The organism is Nocardiopsis sp. iso_25, from assembly GCF_056173305.1.
Window position 1 is genome coordinate 2387111 of sequence record NZ_CM149667.1, and the last position, 16404, is coordinate 2403514.

General features: G+C 71.1%; 15 protein-coding genes and 1 CRISPR repeat array. Of the genes, 12 read left to right on the top strand and 3 right to left on the bottom strand.

Annotated features, from left to right (window positions below; genetic code table 11):
* Nucleotides 1-20 precede the first annotated feature (20 nt).
* The 10 genes from AC0VX6_RS10290 (at nucleotide 21) to cas2e (ending at nucleotide 11265) form a co-directional block, all read left to right on the top strand.
* Entirely contained in the window at nucleotides 21-791 is a 771-nt protein-coding gene (locus AC0VX6_RS10290) for a GntR family transcriptional regulator (protein ID WP_274977309.1), read from the top strand.
* Entirely contained in the window at nucleotides 788-1219 is a 432-nt protein-coding gene (locus AC0VX6_RS10295) for an NUDIX hydrolase (RefSeq protein WP_274977310.1), read from the top strand. Before AC0VX6_RS10290 ends, AC0VX6_RS10295 begins: the two co-directional genes overlap by 4 nt.
* 672 nt (nucleotides 1220-1891) lie before the next feature.
* Nucleotides 1892-4810, top strand: a complete 2919-nt coding sequence (gene cas3, locus AC0VX6_RS10300; RefSeq protein WP_475468335.1) for a CRISPR-associated helicase Cas3' — start codon at nucleotides 1892-1894, stop codon at nucleotides 4808-4810.
* Entirely contained in the window at nucleotides 4800-6512 is a 1713-nt protein-coding gene (gene casA, locus AC0VX6_RS10305) for a type I-E CRISPR-associated protein Cse1/CasA (protein WP_475468336.1), read from the top strand. Before cas3 ends, casA begins: the two co-directional genes overlap by 11 nt.
* A complete protein-coding gene (gene casB, locus AC0VX6_RS10310) occupies nucleotides 6509-7186 on the top strand; it encodes a type I-E CRISPR-associated protein Cse2/CasB (RefSeq protein WP_475468337.1) in 678 nt (225 codons plus the stop codon). Before casA ends, casB begins: the two co-directional genes overlap by 4 nt.
* Before the next feature lie 119 nt (nucleotides 7187-7305).
* Complete coding sequence (cas7e, locus tag AC0VX6_RS10315) at nucleotides 7306-8493, top strand: type I-E CRISPR-associated protein Cas7/Cse4/CasC (RefSeq protein WP_475468338.1); 1188 nt, start codon at nucleotides 7306-7308, stop codon at nucleotides 8491-8493.
* The gene (gene cas5e, locus AC0VX6_RS10320; RefSeq protein ID WP_274977315.1) at nucleotides 8490-9218 is read left to right on the top strand and encodes a type I-E CRISPR-associated protein Cas5/CasD; all 729 of its coding nucleotides are present in this window, start codon (nucleotides 8490-8492) and stop codon (nucleotides 9216-9218) included. The genes cas7e and cas5e overlap by 4 nt, the downstream gene beginning before the upstream one ends.
* Nucleotides 9218-9937, top strand: coding sequence for a type I-E CRISPR-associated protein Cas6/Cse3/CasE (gene cas6e / locus AC0VX6_RS10325; RefSeq protein ID WP_274977316.1), 720 nt, complete (start codon nucleotides 9218-9220; stop codon nucleotides 9935-9937). The genes cas5e and cas6e overlap by 1 nt, the downstream gene beginning before the upstream one ends.
* A 3-nt stretch (nucleotides 9938-9940) precedes the next feature.
* Nucleotides 9941-10918 carry a type I-E CRISPR-associated endonuclease Cas1e gene (gene cas1e, locus AC0VX6_RS10330; RefSeq protein WP_475468340.1) on the top strand — a complete coding sequence of 326 codons (978 nt, stop codon included), beginning with the start codon at nucleotides 9941-9943 and terminating at the stop codon, nucleotides 10916-10918.
* Entirely contained in the window at nucleotides 10915-11265 is a 351-nt protein-coding gene (gene cas2e, locus AC0VX6_RS10335; RefSeq protein ID WP_475468341.1) for a type I-E CRISPR-associated endoribonuclease Cas2e, read from the top strand. The genes cas1e and cas2e overlap by 4 nt, the downstream gene beginning before the upstream one ends.
* Nucleotides 11266-11363: 98 nt before the next feature.
* A CRISPR array of direct repeats spans nucleotides 11364-11880; the repeat unit is 29 nt; unit sequence GTGCTCCCCGCGCACGCGGGGATGGTCCC.
* A gap of 338 nt (nucleotides 11881-12218) precedes the next feature.
* Here the strand turns inward: cas2e and AC0VX6_RS10340 are convergent.
* The gene (locus AC0VX6_RS10340) at nucleotides 12219-12767 is read right to left on the bottom strand and encodes a hypothetical protein (RefSeq protein ID WP_475469302.1); all 549 of its coding nucleotides are present in this window, start codon (nucleotides 12765-12767) and stop codon (nucleotides 12219-12221) included.
* A 313-nt stretch (nucleotides 12768-13080) separates the two neighbouring features.
* Between AC0VX6_RS10340 and AC0VX6_RS10345 the strand changes: the two genes are divergently transcribed.
* Nucleotides 13081-13971: a glycoside hydrolase family 19 protein gene (locus AC0VX6_RS10345; protein ID WP_274977320.1), complete on the top strand. Its 891-nt coding sequence runs from the start codon at nucleotides 13081-13083 to the stop codon at nucleotides 13969-13971.
* Here the strand turns inward: AC0VX6_RS10345 and AC0VX6_RS10350 are convergent.
* Entirely contained in the window at nucleotides 13925-14578 is a 654-nt protein-coding gene (locus tag AC0VX6_RS10350; RefSeq protein ID WP_475468344.1) for an SMI1/KNR4 family protein, read from the bottom strand. The two genes, AC0VX6_RS10345 and AC0VX6_RS10350, sit on opposite strands and share 47 nt — an antisense overlap.
* Nucleotides 14579-14811: 233 nt before the next feature.
* On the opposite strand from AC0VX6_RS10350, the gene AC0VX6_RS10355 reads away from it, so the two are divergent.
* Nucleotides 14812-15585, top strand: a complete 774-nt coding sequence (locus tag AC0VX6_RS10355) for a class I SAM-dependent methyltransferase (protein ID WP_274977322.1) — start codon at nucleotides 14812-14814, stop codon at nucleotides 15583-15585.
* Between the two features lie 33 nt (nucleotides 15586-15618).
* Here the strand turns inward: AC0VX6_RS10355 and AC0VX6_RS10360 are convergent, their stop codons facing one another.
* The gene (locus AC0VX6_RS10360; protein ID WP_475468346.1) at nucleotides 15619-16380 is read right to left on the bottom strand and encodes a phytanoyl-CoA dioxygenase family protein; all 762 of its coding nucleotides are present in this window, start codon (nucleotides 16378-16380) and stop codon (nucleotides 15619-15621) included.
* Nucleotides 16381-16404 lie beyond the last annotated feature (24 nt).

The window sequence follows — 16404 nt, forward strand, 5'->3', positions numbered from 1 at the left end:
TGCTGGAAGGAACACGCTGGATGAGCACCCTCGAACCGTCCAAGGCGCGGTACAAGCAGGTGGCCGCGATCTTGCGCGAGGCCATTCGAAGGGGTGACTACAGACCCGGAACCACATTGCCCAGCCAGCCGGACCTCGCCCGTCAGTACGGCCTCAACCAGAGTTCGATCAGCCGAGCCGTGGCCATGCTTCAGGCGGAGGGGTGGGTCCGCACCGAACACGGGAAAGGTTCCGTGGTGCTGGACATGCCCACCGTCAAGCGTGTGCGGCGCATGGGTACGGATTACCGCTTTTCAGAGGGACGAAGTTCCTACGCGGAGGAGCTGGCCGAGGTCGGCCTCGCACCGCGAACTGAACTTGTCCGCTGGGGTGTCGAGCCTGCTTCCGACGAGATCGCCGGGATTCTGGAGATGGACCCTGAGAGCCAGGGTCAGGTTCTGGTGAGGCGGCGTCACATGTTCGCTGACGAGAAGCCGGTCCAAATCGCGACCTCGTACGTGCCCCTCGACGTGGCTGGGAGCGCTGACCTTGCCATGCCGGACACCGGGCCGAGTGGTATCTACGCTCGTCTCGCGGAACGGGGCTTCGGGCCGGTGCGCTTCACGGAGGACATCGAGGTGCGAAGCGCTACGGCTGAGGAAGCGGATTTCCTGGAGGTTGCTGGTGGTCAGCCCGTGTTCTCCATCCTGCGGACCGCCTTCGACGCCGATGGGCGCCGCGTCGAGGTCTGTGTGAACATCCTGGCGGCGCTTCGCTGGAGACTGACTTACGCGTGGGAGCAGGGCGCATGAACGCGAGTCCTGTGCACAGCGTGAGCGTTACCGGTGTGGTGATCCGTCCCGAGGACGGCAAGGTCCTGGTGATCAAGCGGGCCGACGACGGGCGTTGGGTGCCGCCCGGCGGCGTTCTCGAACTCGCGGAGACACCTGAGGAGTGCGCCGTTCGGGAAGTGCGTGAGGAGACCGGCGTTGAGGTCAAGCCTGTTCGGCTGACCGGCGTGTACAAGAACATGAAGCTCGGCGTGGTCTCCCTGGCCTTTCTGTGTGAGCCGATTGGAGGCGAGGCGCAGGTCACCTCTGAGGCGCGTGTGGTCACGTGGATGACTATCCAGGAAGCCGTCTCCGCTGTTCCAGAGGCACGAAGTGTCCGTATCACGGACGCGGTGCGTGACGACGGCCCCTTCGTGCGGGCACATGACGGAACCTATGTAACGAATTAGGCGAGAAGCTTATTTTTTTCGTCCTTTTCGTTCTTTGGGGTTTCCTGTGAAGATATTCGCAAGGCCAGGCCTTCTAGGGCCAATGTGTCATGCTTTGTGACTGTGGATGCATCGGATGTGGCCATTGACCCATTTTTGAGTTTTGTTATTACAATGCTCATGAATATGGGGTGTGAAGCCATATCGTCAAAAATGTCCGATTTGGGCATGTGTTGCCTGTCTGATCAGGGGCTTTCTGGTAAGCCGCCTGGGAGCCTATCACGTGTTGAAGCTTCTCGTTAACGCTAGCCACATGCTCTACTAACAACTTCGTTAGTATGCTTCGGCGCTAGCCACATGCTCTACTGCCTACTTCGTTTGTGTTTGGTTTGATGAATATATCGCCTTGCCCCTAAGGTAGTTGTGTTGCTCTCGGATGGCTTCGAGATTGCCCCTGAAGTGGGTAGCAGAGTTGTGGCTAGCGTTAAATGCTCCTCGCGCACGCGGGGATGGTCCCACCCGGCACGTGCCCCGCTCCATGGGCATGGAGTGCTCCCCGTACGCACGGGGATACGCCCGGCACACGAGCCACTCGGTTTACGCGGACGGGTAAACCCCCCTGGCCAGAAGCGGACAGGGCAAGTTTCGGCGTTTGCCTGCGAAGGCGCCTCGAACTCCTGTTCACTGTGCCCCATGACGCACGAAGGGCGCCCTCAGCCCTGGAAAGACCCCCTCTCCGAGGCCGCCCGACGCACCTGGGCCAAACACGACTTCGACTCCGACGGCTGGCTGCCCCTCTACCGCCACATGGCCGACAGCGCCGCCGTCGCCACCAGGCTCTGGGACGAGTGGCTCCCCGCGCAGGTCCGCGACCACATCAGCCGTGCACTCCCCGACGGCGATCACGACGCCCGCGTCCTCGCCGTCTGGCTCGCCGCCACCCACGACATCGGCAAGGCCACCCCCGCCTTCGCCTGCCAGGTCGAACACCTCGCGGACGACATGCGCGCGCACGGCCTCGACATGCCCCTCCAGAAGCAGATGGCCGACCGCAACCTCGCCCCCCACGGCCTGGCCGGACAGCTCCTCCTCCGCGACTGGCTCGTCGAGCACCACGGCTGGAAAGCCCGCGACACCCACCAGCTCGCCGTCGTCGCCGGAGGCCACCACGGAGTCCCACCCGGCTACTCGGCCATCGCTGAACTCGACCGGCACCCCCAGCTCCTCCGCACCCCCGGCCACGAGCGCGCCTGGACCACCATCCAGACCGAACTCCTCGACACCGCCGCCCGCGTCACCGGCGCGGCCGAACGCCTCTCCGCCTGGAACTCCCTCAAGCTCCCGCAGACCGTGCAGGTCCTGCTCACCGCCCTCGTCATCGTCGCGGACTGGATCGCCAGCAACCCCGAACTCTTCCCCCTCTTCCCGGGCGCAGGAAAGCGCAGCACCGACCCCGAGCGCACCCGCGAGGCCTGGCGCCTCCTCGACCTCCCCCGGCAGTGGCAGGCCGAGGAACCAGGCGGCACCGCGGCGGAACTCTTCGCGGAACGCTTCGCCCTGCCCGAGGGCGCGACCGTCCGCCCCGTCCAGGAACAGGCGGTCGAGGCCGCGCGGCGGATGGCCGGCCCAGGCCTGATGATCGTCGAGGCCCCCATGGGCGAGGGCAAGACCGAGGCGGCCCTGGCCGTGGCCGAGATCTTCGCGGCCCGGTCCGGCGCGGGCGGCTGCTTCGTCGCCCTCCCGACCATGGCCACCAGCAACGCCATGTTCGGGCGCTACCTCACCTGGCTCGACCGCCTCCCCGGAATGCCGGAGGAGGCCGCCTCCGTGTTCCTCGCCCACTCCAAAGCGCACCTGAACGAGGAGTTCACGCAGCTCATGGGCGGTGGCCGCCGTCTGGCCGACGACACCGACCGCGACGCCGAGGACACCGGGACCGGCGCGGGCAGCACCCCCCGCACCCCCGCCGCCCTCACCGCCCACCGCTGGCTCCGGGGACGCAAGAAGGGCATGCTCTCCTCCTTCGCCGTCGGCACCGTCGACCAGCTCCTCTTCACCGGCCTCAAGAGCAAGCACCTGGCCCTGCGCCACCTGGCCATGGCGGGCAAGGTGGTCGTCATCGACGAGGCCCACGCCTACGACACCTACATGAACGCCTACCTCGACCGCGCCCTGTCCTGGCTGGGCAGGTACGGCGTCCCCGTGGTCGTCCTCTCCGCCACCCTGCCCGCCGGGCGCAGGCGCGAGCTGGCCGAGGCCTACACCGGCGCTTCGGGAGCGGGATACGACGAGGTCGGGAAGGCCCGCGCCTACCCCCTCATCACCACGGCCGAGACCGGTGCCGCGCCCCGCCTGTACGCCCCCGCCGCCTCAGGCCGCGCCACCGACGTGGTCGTGGAACCCCTGTCCGACGACCTCGACGCGCTCGCCGCGCACCTGGAGCACGCCCTGGCCGAGGGCGGCTGCGCCCTGGTCGTGCGCAACACCGTCGCGCGCGTCCACGAGGCCGCCGCGCACCTGCGTGCCCGCTTCGGCACCGACACGGTCACGGTCACGCACTCGCGCTTCCTCGCCCTGGACCGCGCCGCCAACGACGACGCCCTGGTGGCCGACTACGGGCCGCCCGCCAAGGTCGCCGAACTCGGCGGCGAGCGCCCCACCCGCCACATCGTGGTCGCCAGCCAGGTCGTGGAGCAGTCCCTGGACGTGGACTTCGACCTGCTGGTCACCGACCTGGCCCCCGTCGACCTCGTGCTCCAGCGCATGGGCCGCCTGCACCGCCACCCGCGCGGCCGGGACCAGTCCGACCGGCCCGAGCGCGTGCGCAGGGCCCGCTGCCTGGTCACCGGTGTGGACTGGGACGAGGCGCCGCCCAAACCGGTACAGGGTTCGCGGACGGTCTACGGGCAGTACCCCCTGCTCCGCTCCCTGGCCGTGCTCCGCACCCGCCTGGAGTCCGGTGCCGCTGACGGGGACGCCGCCCGCACGGTTCGTCTCCCCGAGGACATCAGCCCTCTGGTCCAGGACGCCTACGGCGACCGGGACCCCGCCCCCGACACCTGGAGTGAGGCGATGGCCGAGGCACTCGACGCTTACGAGACCGAACAGGCGCGCAAGGGCGAGAAGGCCGAGACCTTCCTGCTCAAACCGGCCGCCCGGGACGGCCGCGCGCTCATCGGCTGGGTCGAGGCCGGGGTCGGTGAGGCCGACGACACCCAGGCCGGCAAGGCCCAGGTCCGCGACACCCGCGACAGCCTGGAGGTCCTGGTCGCCCGCCGCGCCGCCGACGGCACCGTGACCACCGTTCCCTGGCTGGCAGACGGGCGCGGCGGACTGGACCTGCCCACCGGCACCGCGCCGCAGCCCGCCTCCGCACGGGCCCTGGCGGCCTCCGCGCTCCGGCTGCCCTATCAGTTCACCTTCCCCAAGGAACTGGACCGGGCCATCACCGAACTCGAAACCGACCTCGTCCTCGCCTGGCAGACCAAGGATGCCCACTGGATCGCCGAGGAACTCATCCTCTTCCTGGACGAGGACGACCGCGCCGAACTCGCCGGATTCCGACTGCACTACACCCCGACCGACGGACTGGAGGTCCACCGTGCCGACTGACGCCTCCGGGCCGACGCCACCCCCACCGCGACCCGCGCCCCCACCGACGCTCCCGCCCTCCTTCGACCTGACCAGCCGGCCCTGGGTCCCCGTCCAGCGGCTCGACGGGATGGAGGCCGAACTCTCCCTCACCGAGGTCTTCGAGCAGGCCGCACAGATCCGGCGTCTGGTCGGGGACGTGCCCACCCAGGACTTCGCCCTCCTGCGGCTGCTCCTGGCGGTCCTGCACGACGCGATCGACGGCCCGGAGGACATCGAGGACTGGGCGGACCTGTGGGACGGGGGTCGGGGAGAGCTCCCCGCGGACCGCGTCCGCGACTACCTCGGCGAGCACCGCGACCGTCTCGACCTGCTGCACCCGACCGCGCCCTTCCTCCAGGTGGCGGAGCTGCGCACGGCCAAGGGCGAGCACTCCTCCCTCGACCCGATCGTGGCCGACGTCCCCAACAACGCGCGCTTCTTCACCATGCGCGCGCACGGGGCCGAAAGTCTGGGCTTCGCCGAGGCCGCCCGCTGGCTCCTGCACGCCCACGCCTACGACACCTCCGGGATCAAGTCCGGAGTGGTCGGTGACCCCCGGGTCAAGGACGGCAAGGTCTACCCGCAGGGGGTGGGGTGGTCCGGCAACCTCGGCGGGGTGTACGTGGAGGGCGACGACCTGCGCGCGACCCTCCTGCTCAACCTGCTGCCCCGCGACACCGACAACCTGCGTTCGCGCCCCGACGACCGCCCGGCCTGGCGCCGGGCCCCGGCCACCGCCGAGGCCCTCGGGGGAGCGGAGGCCCAGACCCGCCCCCACGGCCTGCGCGACCTCTACACCTGGCAGAGCCGCCGCGTCCGCCTGCACCACGACGGCGAAGCGGTCCACGGCGTCCTGCTCGCCTACGGCGACCCGCTCACGCCGCGCAACAAGCACGACCGAGAGCCCATGACCGCCTGGCGGCGCAGCCCCGCCCAGGAGAAGAAGCTCGGTGAGGAGCAGGTCTACCTGCCCCGGGACCACGACCCCGCCCGCAGCGCCTGGCGCGGCCTCGCCGCCCTGGTCACCGGCCGCGTCCAGGGCGCCGAGCAGCGCCGCGAGGCCGCGAAGGTCGTGCGACCCCGGGTGCTGGACTGGATCGCGCGCCTGACCGTGGAGGAGTACCTGGACAAGGGCTTCCTTCTCCGCACACGCCTGGTCGGCGCCGTCTACGGCACCCAGCAGTCCGTCATCGACGAGATCGTGGACGACACCGTCGCCATGCCCGTGGTCCTGCTGCACGAGCAGGACAGCACTCTCGGCCAGACGGCGATCGACGCGGTCAACGACGCCGAGGAGGCGGTCATGGTCCTCGGTGACCTGGCCACCGCCCTCGCCGACGCGGCGGGCGCGGACGGGGAGGGACCCCGGGCCGCCGCGCGCGACCGCGGGTTCGCGGAGCTGGACGAGCCCTTCCGCAAGTGGCTGCGCGGCCTCAACACCACTGAACCCCCTCTGGAACAGCGCCGCACGTGGCAGCTCACGGCGCACGAGATCGTCTCCCGGCTCGGCGGCGAACTCATGGACACGGCCGGGGAGGCCGCCTGGACGGGCCGGGTCGTGGCCACCAAGAAGGGATCGGTCTGGCTCACCGCCTCCCGGGCCGACCTGCGCTTCCGCTCCGCCCTGCGCAGGGCGCTCCCGCTGACCAACACCGACCACTCCCCGCAGGAGGAGCAGTGACCACCACGAGCACCGCCGAGTTCGTGCCCGAACTCAAGGACGTCGGGGAGCTGGTCGACGAACGCGTCCGCCAGCTCCAGGGCGGCTACCTCAAGGACCTCCCCGAGGCCGTCGCCACCCTGGCCAAGCTGCGCCGGGGCGCGGGCAAGCCCGTCGAGGCCGTGCCCGAACTGGTGGGGCTGACCCTGGACCACCGCTTCTACGAGCGCTTCTCCGTCTCCGACCCCCGCACCGAGGACGCCGAGGCCGCCGCGCACGAGGCGCTGACCCTCTACGCCCTGCACCAGCAGTCCAAGCGCGAGAAGGGCATGCACCGGCGCGGGCGCGGCCTCGGCGACGCGGTCCGCCGCCTTATGCCGCCCGGGGACATCGACGAACCGCTGCGCAGGAGGTTCGTGCAGGCGGGGAGCGCCGCGCACCGCGCCACCCGCCTCGACCGGCTCCGGGGGATCGTCCAGCTCCTGCGCGCCGAGGACGTCCCGCTCGACTACGGGCTGCTGGCCGACCAGCTCCACGACGCCCGCACCCGGCCCGGGGCCGAACGCGTGCGCCGTGCCTGGGGCCGCGGTTTCCAGGCCTACCGGCACTCGGAGGGCGCCGGAACGGACGGCGCCGAGGCCGACGACGCCACCGGCCACCAGGACACGCGGACCGCGACCGGCACCTCCGACTGACAGCGCCCTTCGCGCACCGCCTCCCGACTCCGGCCGAGGCCCGGCACCACCAGCCCGCTTCGCCCCCCGCCCCGCCCGGGTGCGCCCGCGGACGGGCACCGACGAGACAAGGACACACCATGAGCCGCACCATTCTCGACGTGCACGTGTTGCAGACCGTGCCGCCCAGCAACATCAACCGCGACGACACCGGCGCCCCCAAGACGGCCGTCTACGGCGGCGTGCGCCGGTCCCGGGTCTCCAGCCAGGCCTGGAAGCGCGCCACCCGCCTGGCCTTCGACGCCCTGCTCGACCCCCAGGAACTGGGCACCCGCACCAAGCGCGTCGCCGAGCTGGTCGCCTCCCGCATCCGTGAACGGGACTCCTCCATCGAGGAGGCCGAGGCGCTGGCCCTGGCCGCCGAGACCGTCCAGGTCGCCACCGGCTCCAAGATCGAGGTGCCCAAGCGCAAGGCCGACGCCGCCAAGAAGAACGGCACCAAGGCACCCGCCCCCGAGTCCGCCTACCTGATGTTCCTCAGCGCGCGCCAGCGCGACGGGCTCGCCGAACTCGCCGTGGAGGGCCGCGAGGACATCAAGGCCTTCCTCAAGGACAAGGACAACAAGGCCCGCGCCAAGGCCGTGGCCGACACCCGCCACTCGGTGGACATCGCCCTGTTCGGCCGCATGGTCGCCGACGGCGCCGACGTCAACGTGGACGCCGCCGCCCAGGTCGCGCACGCCCTCAGCGTGCACGCGGTGGAGAACGAGTCCGACTACTACACGGCCGTGGACGACCGCAACCCCGAGGAGGAGACCGGCGCGGGCATGATCGGCACCGTCGAGTTCAACTCCGCCACCCTGTACCGCTACGCCGCCGTGGACGTGGACCTGCTGCGGAAGAACCTGGGGGAGGGGCTGCGCGAGGACGAACCGGTTACCGAACCGCTGCGCCGCGCCGTGGAGGCGTTCGTGCGCGGGTTCGTGGAGTCGATGCCCACCGGCAAGGTCAACACCTTCGGCAACCACACCCTGCCCGACGCGGTCGTCGTCAAGCTGCGCGGCGCGCGCCCGATCAGCTTCGTGGGGGCCTTCGAGGAGCCCGTGGAGGCGGGTGCGGGGCACGTCGCCCAGGCCAGCGCGCGCCTGGCCGAGTACGTGCCGCAGGTGGAGCGGGCGTTCGGGGCGGCCGACGACGTCGACACCTGGGTGGTGCGGGTGGGGGAGCGCACCGCCAAGCTCTCCGGCCTGGGCGAGGAGGTCACCCTCCCCGAACTGGTCGAGCGTGTCGGCGCGGCCGTGGCCCAGCGCCAGGCGCCGCGGGCATGAGTGCGGTGAGCGTCCTGCCCCTGGTTCTGGCGGGCCCGCTCCAGGCCTGGGGCTCCGCCTCCCGGTTCGCCCGCCGGGGCACGGAGAACGCCCCCACCAAGAGCGGCGTGCTCGGGCTGCTCGCCGCCGCCCTGGGACGGGACCGGACCGCCGACCTGTCCGACCTGGCGGCGCTGCGCTTCGGTGTGCGCTTGGACCAGCCCGGAATCCGCGTGCGCGACTACCAGACCGCCAAGCACCTGGACACGGACACGTCCATGCCGGTGTCGGAGCGCTTCTACCTGTCCGACGCCGTGTTCCTCGCGGCGGTGGAGGGCGAACGGGACCTGGTCGCCGAGCTGTACCGGGCGGTCCGCGAACCCGTCTACCTGCCCTACCTCGGCAGGCGCTCGTGCCCGCCCTCCCGCCCGCTCGACCTGGGCGAGCCCCAGGAGGGGCGCGTCGAGGACGTCCTGGCGGGGCGCCCCTGGCAGGCGGCCGACTGGTACCAGCGGCGCACCGGGCGCCGTCAGGGCGCGGTGATCGCGCTGACCACGCTGGTGGACGCGGCGCCCGGCGACGGCCGGGCGGACTCGCTGCGCGACCTGCCGCTGAGCTTCGATCCGGCGCACCGCCGCTACGCCCTGCGCGCGGTGCATGCCGACTCGGTCGGCGTGCCGAACCCGTTCGCGCGGCGCCGGCCGGTTCCCGACCACGATCCCACGGCTGCCCTGGGAGGAAGCTGATGTACCTCACCCGATTCCGGTTCAACACCCACCGCCCCGGAGCGAGGAAGCTGCTGTCCTCGCCGCAGGCCATGCACGCGGCCGTGATGGGCTCCTACGCGAACCTGCTGCCCAGCGACACGGACGGCCCCCGGGTGCTGTGGCGGGTGGACCGCAACGCCCGGGCGGAGGTGTTCCTGTACGTGGTGGGCCCGGACCGGCCCGACCTGACCCACGTGGTGGAACAGGCCGGGTGGCCGACCGACCCGGAGAACGCGTGGCGGACGCACGAGTACACCGGGTTCCTGAAGAGGCTGGAGGCCGGGCAGACGTGGGCGTTCCGGCTCACCGCCAACCCCGTGCACAGCATCCGCCGAAGAGACGGCGAGCCCACCAAGCCCACCGCGCACGTCACGCCGCGCCACCAGGCGGGGTGGCTGCTCCAGCGCCAGGAGCGGTGCGGTTTCGAAATCGTGCGCAAGCCCGCTGAGCAGCAGCTCCTCCCGGGCGAGGACGAGCACGAACTGGTCGTGCACGACCGCGACGCGCGCGGCTTCGACAAGGCGGACCCGCGCCCGGACCGGCGGGGAAAGCGGATGCGGGTTCCCGTGGTCACCGCGACCTTCGACGGAAGGCTGACCGTCACCGACCCCGACGCGCTGCGCCGTACGCTGTGCGCCGGGCTGGGCCGGGCCAAGGCCTACGGCTGCGGGCTGATGACCCTGGCGCCGGTGGGGTGAGGCATGGGGACCGTGGGGAAGCGCAGGACCTCGGGGCCGCGCGAGCTGACCAGGGTGGGCGACCGGTTGTCGTTCCTGTACCTGGAACGGTGCATCGTGCACCGCGACTCCAACGCCATCACCGCAGAGGACGGGGACGGGACGCGCTACCTGCCGTCCGCGACCATCGGCACGCTGCTGCTGGGGCCGGGCACGAACGTGACCCACTCGGCGATGAGCCTGCTCGGCGAGTGCGGGGCGACGGTGGTGTGGGTCGGGGAGCACGGGGTGCGCTACTACGCGGCCGGGCGCGCGCTCACCCGTTCCTCCCGGTTGGTGGAGGCGCAGGCGACGGCGTGGGCGAACCGGCGGAGCAGGCTCGACGTGGCGCGGGCGATGTACCGGATGCGTTTCCCGGACCTGGACGTGGAGGCGCTGAGCCGTCAGGCGCTGCTGGGCAAGGAGGGCGACCGGGTCAAGGCGTGCTACCGGGAGCAGGCGGCACGGACCGGTGTGACCTGGCGTGGGCGGCGGTACGTGCCGGGGGACCACGACGTCTCGGATCCGCCGAACAAGGCGATCACCGCGGCGGCGCAGTGCTTCTACGGGGTGGCGCACGCGGTGACGGCCGCGCTCGGGTGCAGTCCGGGGTTGGGGTTCGTGCACTCGGGTCACGAACGCGGGTTCGTGATGGACGTGGCCGATCTGTACAAGGTGGAGATCGGGATTCCGGTGGCCTTCGATGCCGCCGCGCAGGGTGAGGAGGACGTGGACGGTGTGACGCGCAGGCTCTTGCGGGACCGGATCAACCAGGAGGGGCTGCTGGACCGGTGCGTGCACGACATCAAGAAGCTGCTGCTCGGTGATGGGTTCGGTGAGGCCGGGGCCGAGGGTACGGGCGAGGGTCCGAACGACGACGTGGCGGACACGGTCGGGCTGGTGGGTGACCGGGGTGAGCTGCTGGAGTCGGGTTACAGCTACGCCGACGAGGTGGTCTGGTGACGGTCGTCGTGCTCACGAACTGTCCGGCCGGGCTGCGCGGGTTCCTGACCCGGTGGCTCATGGAGATCTCGGCGGGGGTGTTCATCGGCAACCCGTCGCGCCGGATCCGGGAGGTGCTGTGGGCGGAGGTGAAGGAGTACGCGGGGAACGGGAGGGCGTTGCTGGCGTACAGCGACGGCTCCGAGCAGGGGTTCACCTTCCAGACCTTCGAGCACCACTGGGAACCGGTGGACCACGAGGGGCTGACCCTGATGCACCGTCCGAAGAAGGCGGTGGAGGAGAACCGGAGGCCGCCGAAGAGCGGGTGGAGCAAGGCGTCGAAGAGGCGGCGCTTTGGTGGGAGGTGAGTTCTTTGGGGGTTTCGGGGCTTGTGGGGTGCGTGTCCGTCTTTGAAGAAGTTGGAAAATTGGCTGCTTGCCGTTGGTAAGTTCGCAGGTCGTTGACTGTGCTCCCCGCGCACGCGGGGATGGTCCCCCGCCGGTTGACCTCAGGGCAGCGGCGGGCCTGTGCTCCCCGCGCACGCGGGGATGGTCCCGCGGACCTGCTCTTCGGTGAAGCCCCCACCCTGTGCTCCCCGCGCACGCGGGGATGGTCCCCCCCTCGCCGAAACAGAACAGCCCGTCCTCAGGTGCTCCCCGCGCACGCGGGGATGGTCCCATCACGCGCTTGGAGCCGAAGGTCCCCCCGCGGTGCTCCCCGCGCACGCGGGGATGGTCCCCGGGAGGGCCGGGCGCGCACCCTGGAGCGGTTGTGCTCCCCGCGCACGCGGGGATGGTCCCCACATTGGAGGCCCCCTCGTGAACCGAGGATCGTGCTCCCCGCGCACGCGGGGATGGTCCCTCCGGCCAGAGCGGTACCGGTAGCCGCGGCCTGTGCTCCCCGCGCACGCGGGGATGGTCCCTTGGGCAGCTCGCTAGGGGCGTACACGCCCAGGTGCTCCCCGCGCACGCGGGGCTGATCCCTTCGGCTGACGAGCCCTGTCGCTCGCTGATTTCCTAGCCGCGTCCGGACCGAAGGGAAAAGCCCCCGCGCGACAAGAGCTGTCGCGCGGGGGCTCCCGCGTCTCGCCGGACCGTCGCGGATCCCCCGAACCGCCGGTCCGGCGCGGGTCGTGCGCGCTCACCCCCGAGAGGCGCCGACCCGGCACCCGCGCCGCGTCATCACGGGCCGTACGGCCGTGGAGGCCGTCCCCGCGGCCCGAGGAGCGCGCAGGTGCACACTCACCTCTCTACCCGCCCAATGGCGGGTAAACATGAGCAATCCCGGCCCTCGCCGGGCGAGCGGTATGGCCAAACCCCGATCAAAGGGGAACGGTGCCGCCGAAGAACAGCGCGTCGTCCCCCTCGGGTTCGACCGTGATCAGCACTTGCTCGTGGTCGGGGTCCACGTTGAACCCGTAGGTGAGTGTCGCCTCCTCACCGTCGGAAAGCGGTTCGTCGAAGTGGGCCGAACGCCCGGAGCCGTTCTCGTCGAACTCCAGGATGGTCGGAGGCGCCTCCTGGGTGTCGGGGCCGTGGAAGGCGAACACGGCGACGCGGGTCGCGTCGAAGGTCTGGCCGGTGGCGTTGGTGAGTGTGAGGTCGAAGGTCAGCGCCGGTTCCCCCTGGGCGTCCCGGACGCGCTCGAAGTTCTCGACGGCCACGGTGAGTCCTTCGGTGATCTGGGCCCGGCTGGTGCCTTCGGGGTCCAGGCCGGTGAACCGGGAGGAGGACTCGCTGGCACTGGCACTTGCGCTTGCGGAAGGTGTCGGCTCGCTGGCGGCGGGGCGCTGTTCCTCCTCCTGCGGTGTGGAGGGGGAACAGGCGCCGACCGCCAGGACCGCGGCGGCCGACACCAGGGTCCGGGCCACGCTGACAGGGCGGAGGGCAGGCGTGTCGTTCATGGGTTCCAGCATGGATCACGACTCGACCGGTGTCCCTGGAAAACGGACACGATCCTCTGCGGGAACGCGTCGAGCTTCCGCGTACGCCGAGGCGGACCGCCCCCATCTCCGACGGCCCGGTGAGGGGCCCGACGCCGGGTCATCGCCTCCGGCTTTCCGTCACCTTGTCCTCACGATCCGTGTTACTGGTCTTGACAGGTCTAGACCACCCTTGCTTTGGTGACGGCACCCCCAGCGGCGCGCGGTCGGACGACGCGCCGCACCCTAGGAGTGTGAACACGTGATCCGTCGTCTCCTGAGCAAGCTGGCCGCGCTCGGCGCGCTCGCGGCTGTGCTCGTCGTCCTCCCCGTGACCGTCGCGCAGGCCGCCGCCGTCTGCGCGCCGGCCTGGAACTCCTCCGCCGTCTACACCGGCGGCGGGCAGGTCTCCTACGACGGCCGCAACTACACGGCCAAGTGGTGGACGCAGAACGAGCGTCCCGGCACCTCCGACGTCTGGGCCGACCAGGGCGCCTGCGGCACCGACGGTGGCGGTGAGGAGCCCGCGCCCAGCGGGTTCGTCGTCACCGAGGCCCAGTTCAACCAGATGTTCCCGAACCGGAACCCCTTCTACACCTACAGCGGCCTCACCGCCGCCCTCAGCTCCTACCCGGCCTTCGCCAACACCGGCAGCACCGAGGTGAGGAAGCGCGAGGCGGCCGCCTTCCTGGCCAACGTCAGCCACGAGACCGGCGGGCTGGTGCACATCAGGGAGACCAACGAGGCCAACTACCCGCACTACTGCGACTGGAACCAGCCCTTCGGCTGCCCGGCCGGTCAGGCCGCCTACTACGGGCGCGGCCCGATCCAGCTCAGCTGGAACTACAACTACAAGGCCGCTGGTGACGCCCTCGGCATCGACCTGCTGAACAACCCCTACCTGGTCGAGCAGAACGCCTCGGTCGCCTGGCGGACCGGCCTCTGGTACTGGAACACCCAGTCCGGACCCGGCACGATCACGCCGCACAACGCCATCGTCAACGGCCACGGCTTCGGTGAGACGATCCGTGCGATCAACGGCTCGATCGAGTGCAACGGGGGCAACCCGGCGCAGGTCCAGAGCCGCATCAACAAGTTCACGCAGTTCACCCAGATCCTCGGCACCACCACCGGGTCGAACCTGAGCTGCTGACCCCGACCTCCGGGCGCGGCCAAGCGCCCGTGGGACACATCCGGGCGGGGGCGCGCCCGGCCATCGCGGCCGGGAGCGTCTCCGCTCCGGTGTTCCGGGGAGGGCGGGGCCGGGTCGCGACGACCTCAGCCAGCGGGAGGGCAGGGAACAGCCGCGCGAGGAACTCGCCGAACGACCGCGCTATCCGTCGGGGGACGCGGTCTTCGTCGATGTAGGCGATGGCGGGTTCTCCCGCGGGACCGCACACGGAATAGTCGAGAATGACCGTGTCATGGCCGCCGGAAGGCGTGTGGCAGACCACCACGCCGATTTCCGGGTACCCCCATTCGGTGATGAGGTACGGGCTTCCCCCGTCGGACGCGGAGTCGATTCCCCAGTCTCCGCCGATTCCCCGGATCGCGCTGATCTCGAAATGGTCGTCGGCCCAGGACGTCGGAAACGATGTGGGGTGGCAGCGGCGTCGCGGGGTTCCTCCGTTCCGTAGTAGCAGCACCTCCACGTAGTCGCGGGGAAGCCGCACGCCGAGGTCCGCCTCGGCGCGGCGGACCATTTCGCTGTCGAGGGGAGGGCCGGTGTAGTAGTCGCCGTCCTCGAACAGCTCTGTCATCAGCAACCTCCGGTGTGTCCGCTGCCAGCGCGGGCTCGTCTCTCAAGGAGCTGCACGGGCCCCGGGCCTCGATGATGCCGGTAGGGCAGCCGGAACCCCTGGCCGGGGTTGCGGCAGTGCCCGTCCTCCGCGCGGCCTCGCGTACTGCGATCCCTGTCGCGGCGGCTTCTCCCGTCCACGCGGACCGTAATCGAAGGCTGCCCGGCGGGCTCCGCGCACACTAGGCTCCAGCGATGGACCGAGTCACCGATGTGCCCCACACCCCCGTCCAGGCCGCGGATGCGGCCCGGACGAACGACAACGACTACGACGGCTTCGCCGAGGCGTACGCGGCGGACAACGAGAACAACGTCCAGAACGCCTACTACGAACGGCCCGCGATGCTGGCCCTGGCCGGGGACGTGACCGGCCGCCGCATCCTGGACGCGGGCTGCGGCGCGGGCCCCCTGTCCGCCGCACTGCGAGACCGGGGCGCCGACGTCACCGGTGTCGACGCCAGCGCCGGAATGCTGGCGCTGGCACGGCGGCGGCTCGGGGACGACGCGGACCTGCGCGTGGCCGACCTGAGTGATCCCCTCCCGTTCGAGGACGGTGCGTTCGACGACGTGGTCGCGTCGCTGGTGCTGCACTACCTGGAGGACTGGGGCCCGACGCTGGCCGAGATCCGGCGCGTGCTCAGGCCCGGCGGTCGGCTGATCGCGTCGGTGCAGCACCCGTTCACGGACTACGCGATCCAGGACCCCCGGCCCGACTACTTCGCGACCACCAGCTACAGTGCCGAGTTCGCGTTCAGCGGGCGGACCGTTCCGCTGAGGTTCTGGCGCAGGCCGCTGCACGCGATGACCGACGCCTTCACCGCCGCCGGTCTGCGCCTGTGCGCCGTCAGCGAGCCGCAGCCCGATCCGGCCGCCCGTGAGCTGTTCCCCGACGAGTTCCACGCCCTGTCGACCAGGATCGGCTTCCTCTTCTTCGTCCTGGAGGCACCGCCGTCGCCCGCCGGTGCGTGACAGCCGCGACCACAGCGCGGCCCCGGCGCGGGGTCAGTCGGCGCGTAGCGCCTCGATGACCGGACGTTCGACCGGAGTGGGCCGCCGCGCGTCGAGGTCGAGTTCCCCCACGGGCGGCAGCGGAGGCTGGGCCAGGAAGCGCGGGGCGGCGCCCCGGTGCGGCTGGGCGGCGTGCACGAGGAACGGGTGGCACAGGAAGACGTCTCCGGCCGCGCCGGTGGCCAGCGCCTCGGGGCGGCCCTCGCTGGCCGGGACGGCGGCGCCGCACAGGTCCATGAACTCGCGGCCCCCGTCACCGGCGTCGGCCAGCAGCGGCGGCACGTCGCGGTGCGAGCCCACCCGGATGCGGGTGGGCGCGTCGTCGGGGCCGACGTCGGAGAACAGGAAGAGCATCAGCAGGGCGCGCCCGCGCGAGCGGAGGTTGACGCGGGGCTCCCCCTTCGCTCCGGCGAAGGAGGCGTCGAGGTGCCACCCGGTGTCGCCGGGGTCCTCGTCGCCGGGGAAGCGCACGGGGAAGGTGCCGAGCCCTTCCAGGCGCTGCCAGCGGCCCTGGCCCACCAACTGGTCGAACGCCTCGTGCAGCGCGGGTGTGGTGGCGGCCTCCCGGAACGGCGGGTCGGGGTAACCGCCGAGGCGGACGACCGGCCGGGTCCAGGTGGCGGGGTCGTCGGGGTCGCAGCCGAGGTCGGCCCACAGCCGTTCCCGGCCCCGGTCGGCGAGTTCGCGCGGAAACGCCCCGCGCAGGGCGACGAACCCGTCCTGGACGAAGGCCCTGATGTCGTGATCGGTCAGCATGAACCGGTTCCCCTCTCGTTCACC

Coding starts and splice junctions, on each gene's coding strand:
- AC0VX6_RS10290 (WP_274977309.1), top strand. CDS start 21: ATGAGCACCCTCGAACCGTCCAAGGCGCGGTACAAGCAGGTGGCCGCG.
- cas5e (WP_274977315.1), top strand. CDS start 8,490: ATGAGTGCGGTGAGCGTCCTGCCCCTGGTTCTGGCGGGCCCGCTCCAG.
- cas6e (WP_274977316.1), top strand. CDS start 9,218: ATGTACCTCACCCGATTCCGGTTCAACACCCACCGCCCCGGAGCGAGG.
- cas7e (WP_475468338.1), top strand. CDS start 7,306: ATGAGCCGCACCATTCTCGACGTGCACGTGTTGCAGACCGTGCCGCCC.
- AC0VX6_RS10295 (WP_274977310.1), top strand. CDS start 788: ATGAACGCGAGTCCTGTGCACAGCGTGAGCGTTACCGGTGTGGTGATC.
- AC0VX6_RS10350 (WP_475468344.1), bottom strand. CDS start 14,578: ATGACAGAGCTGTTCGAGGACGGCGACTACTACACCGGCCCTCCCCTC.
- AC0VX6_RS10360 (WP_475468346.1), bottom strand. CDS start 16,380: ATGCTGACCGATCACGACATCAGGGCCTTCGTCCAGGACGGGTTCGTC.
- cas1e (WP_475468340.1), top strand. CDS start 9,941: ATGGGGACCGTGGGGAAGCGCAGGACCTCGGGGCCGCGCGAGCTGACC.
- AC0VX6_RS10355 (WP_274977322.1), top strand. CDS start 14,812: ATGGACCGAGTCACCGATGTGCCCCACACCCCCGTCCAGGCCGCGGAT.
- cas3 (WP_475468335.1), top strand. CDS start 1,892: ATGACGCACGAAGGGCGCCCTCAGCCCTGGAAAGACCCCCTCTCCGAG.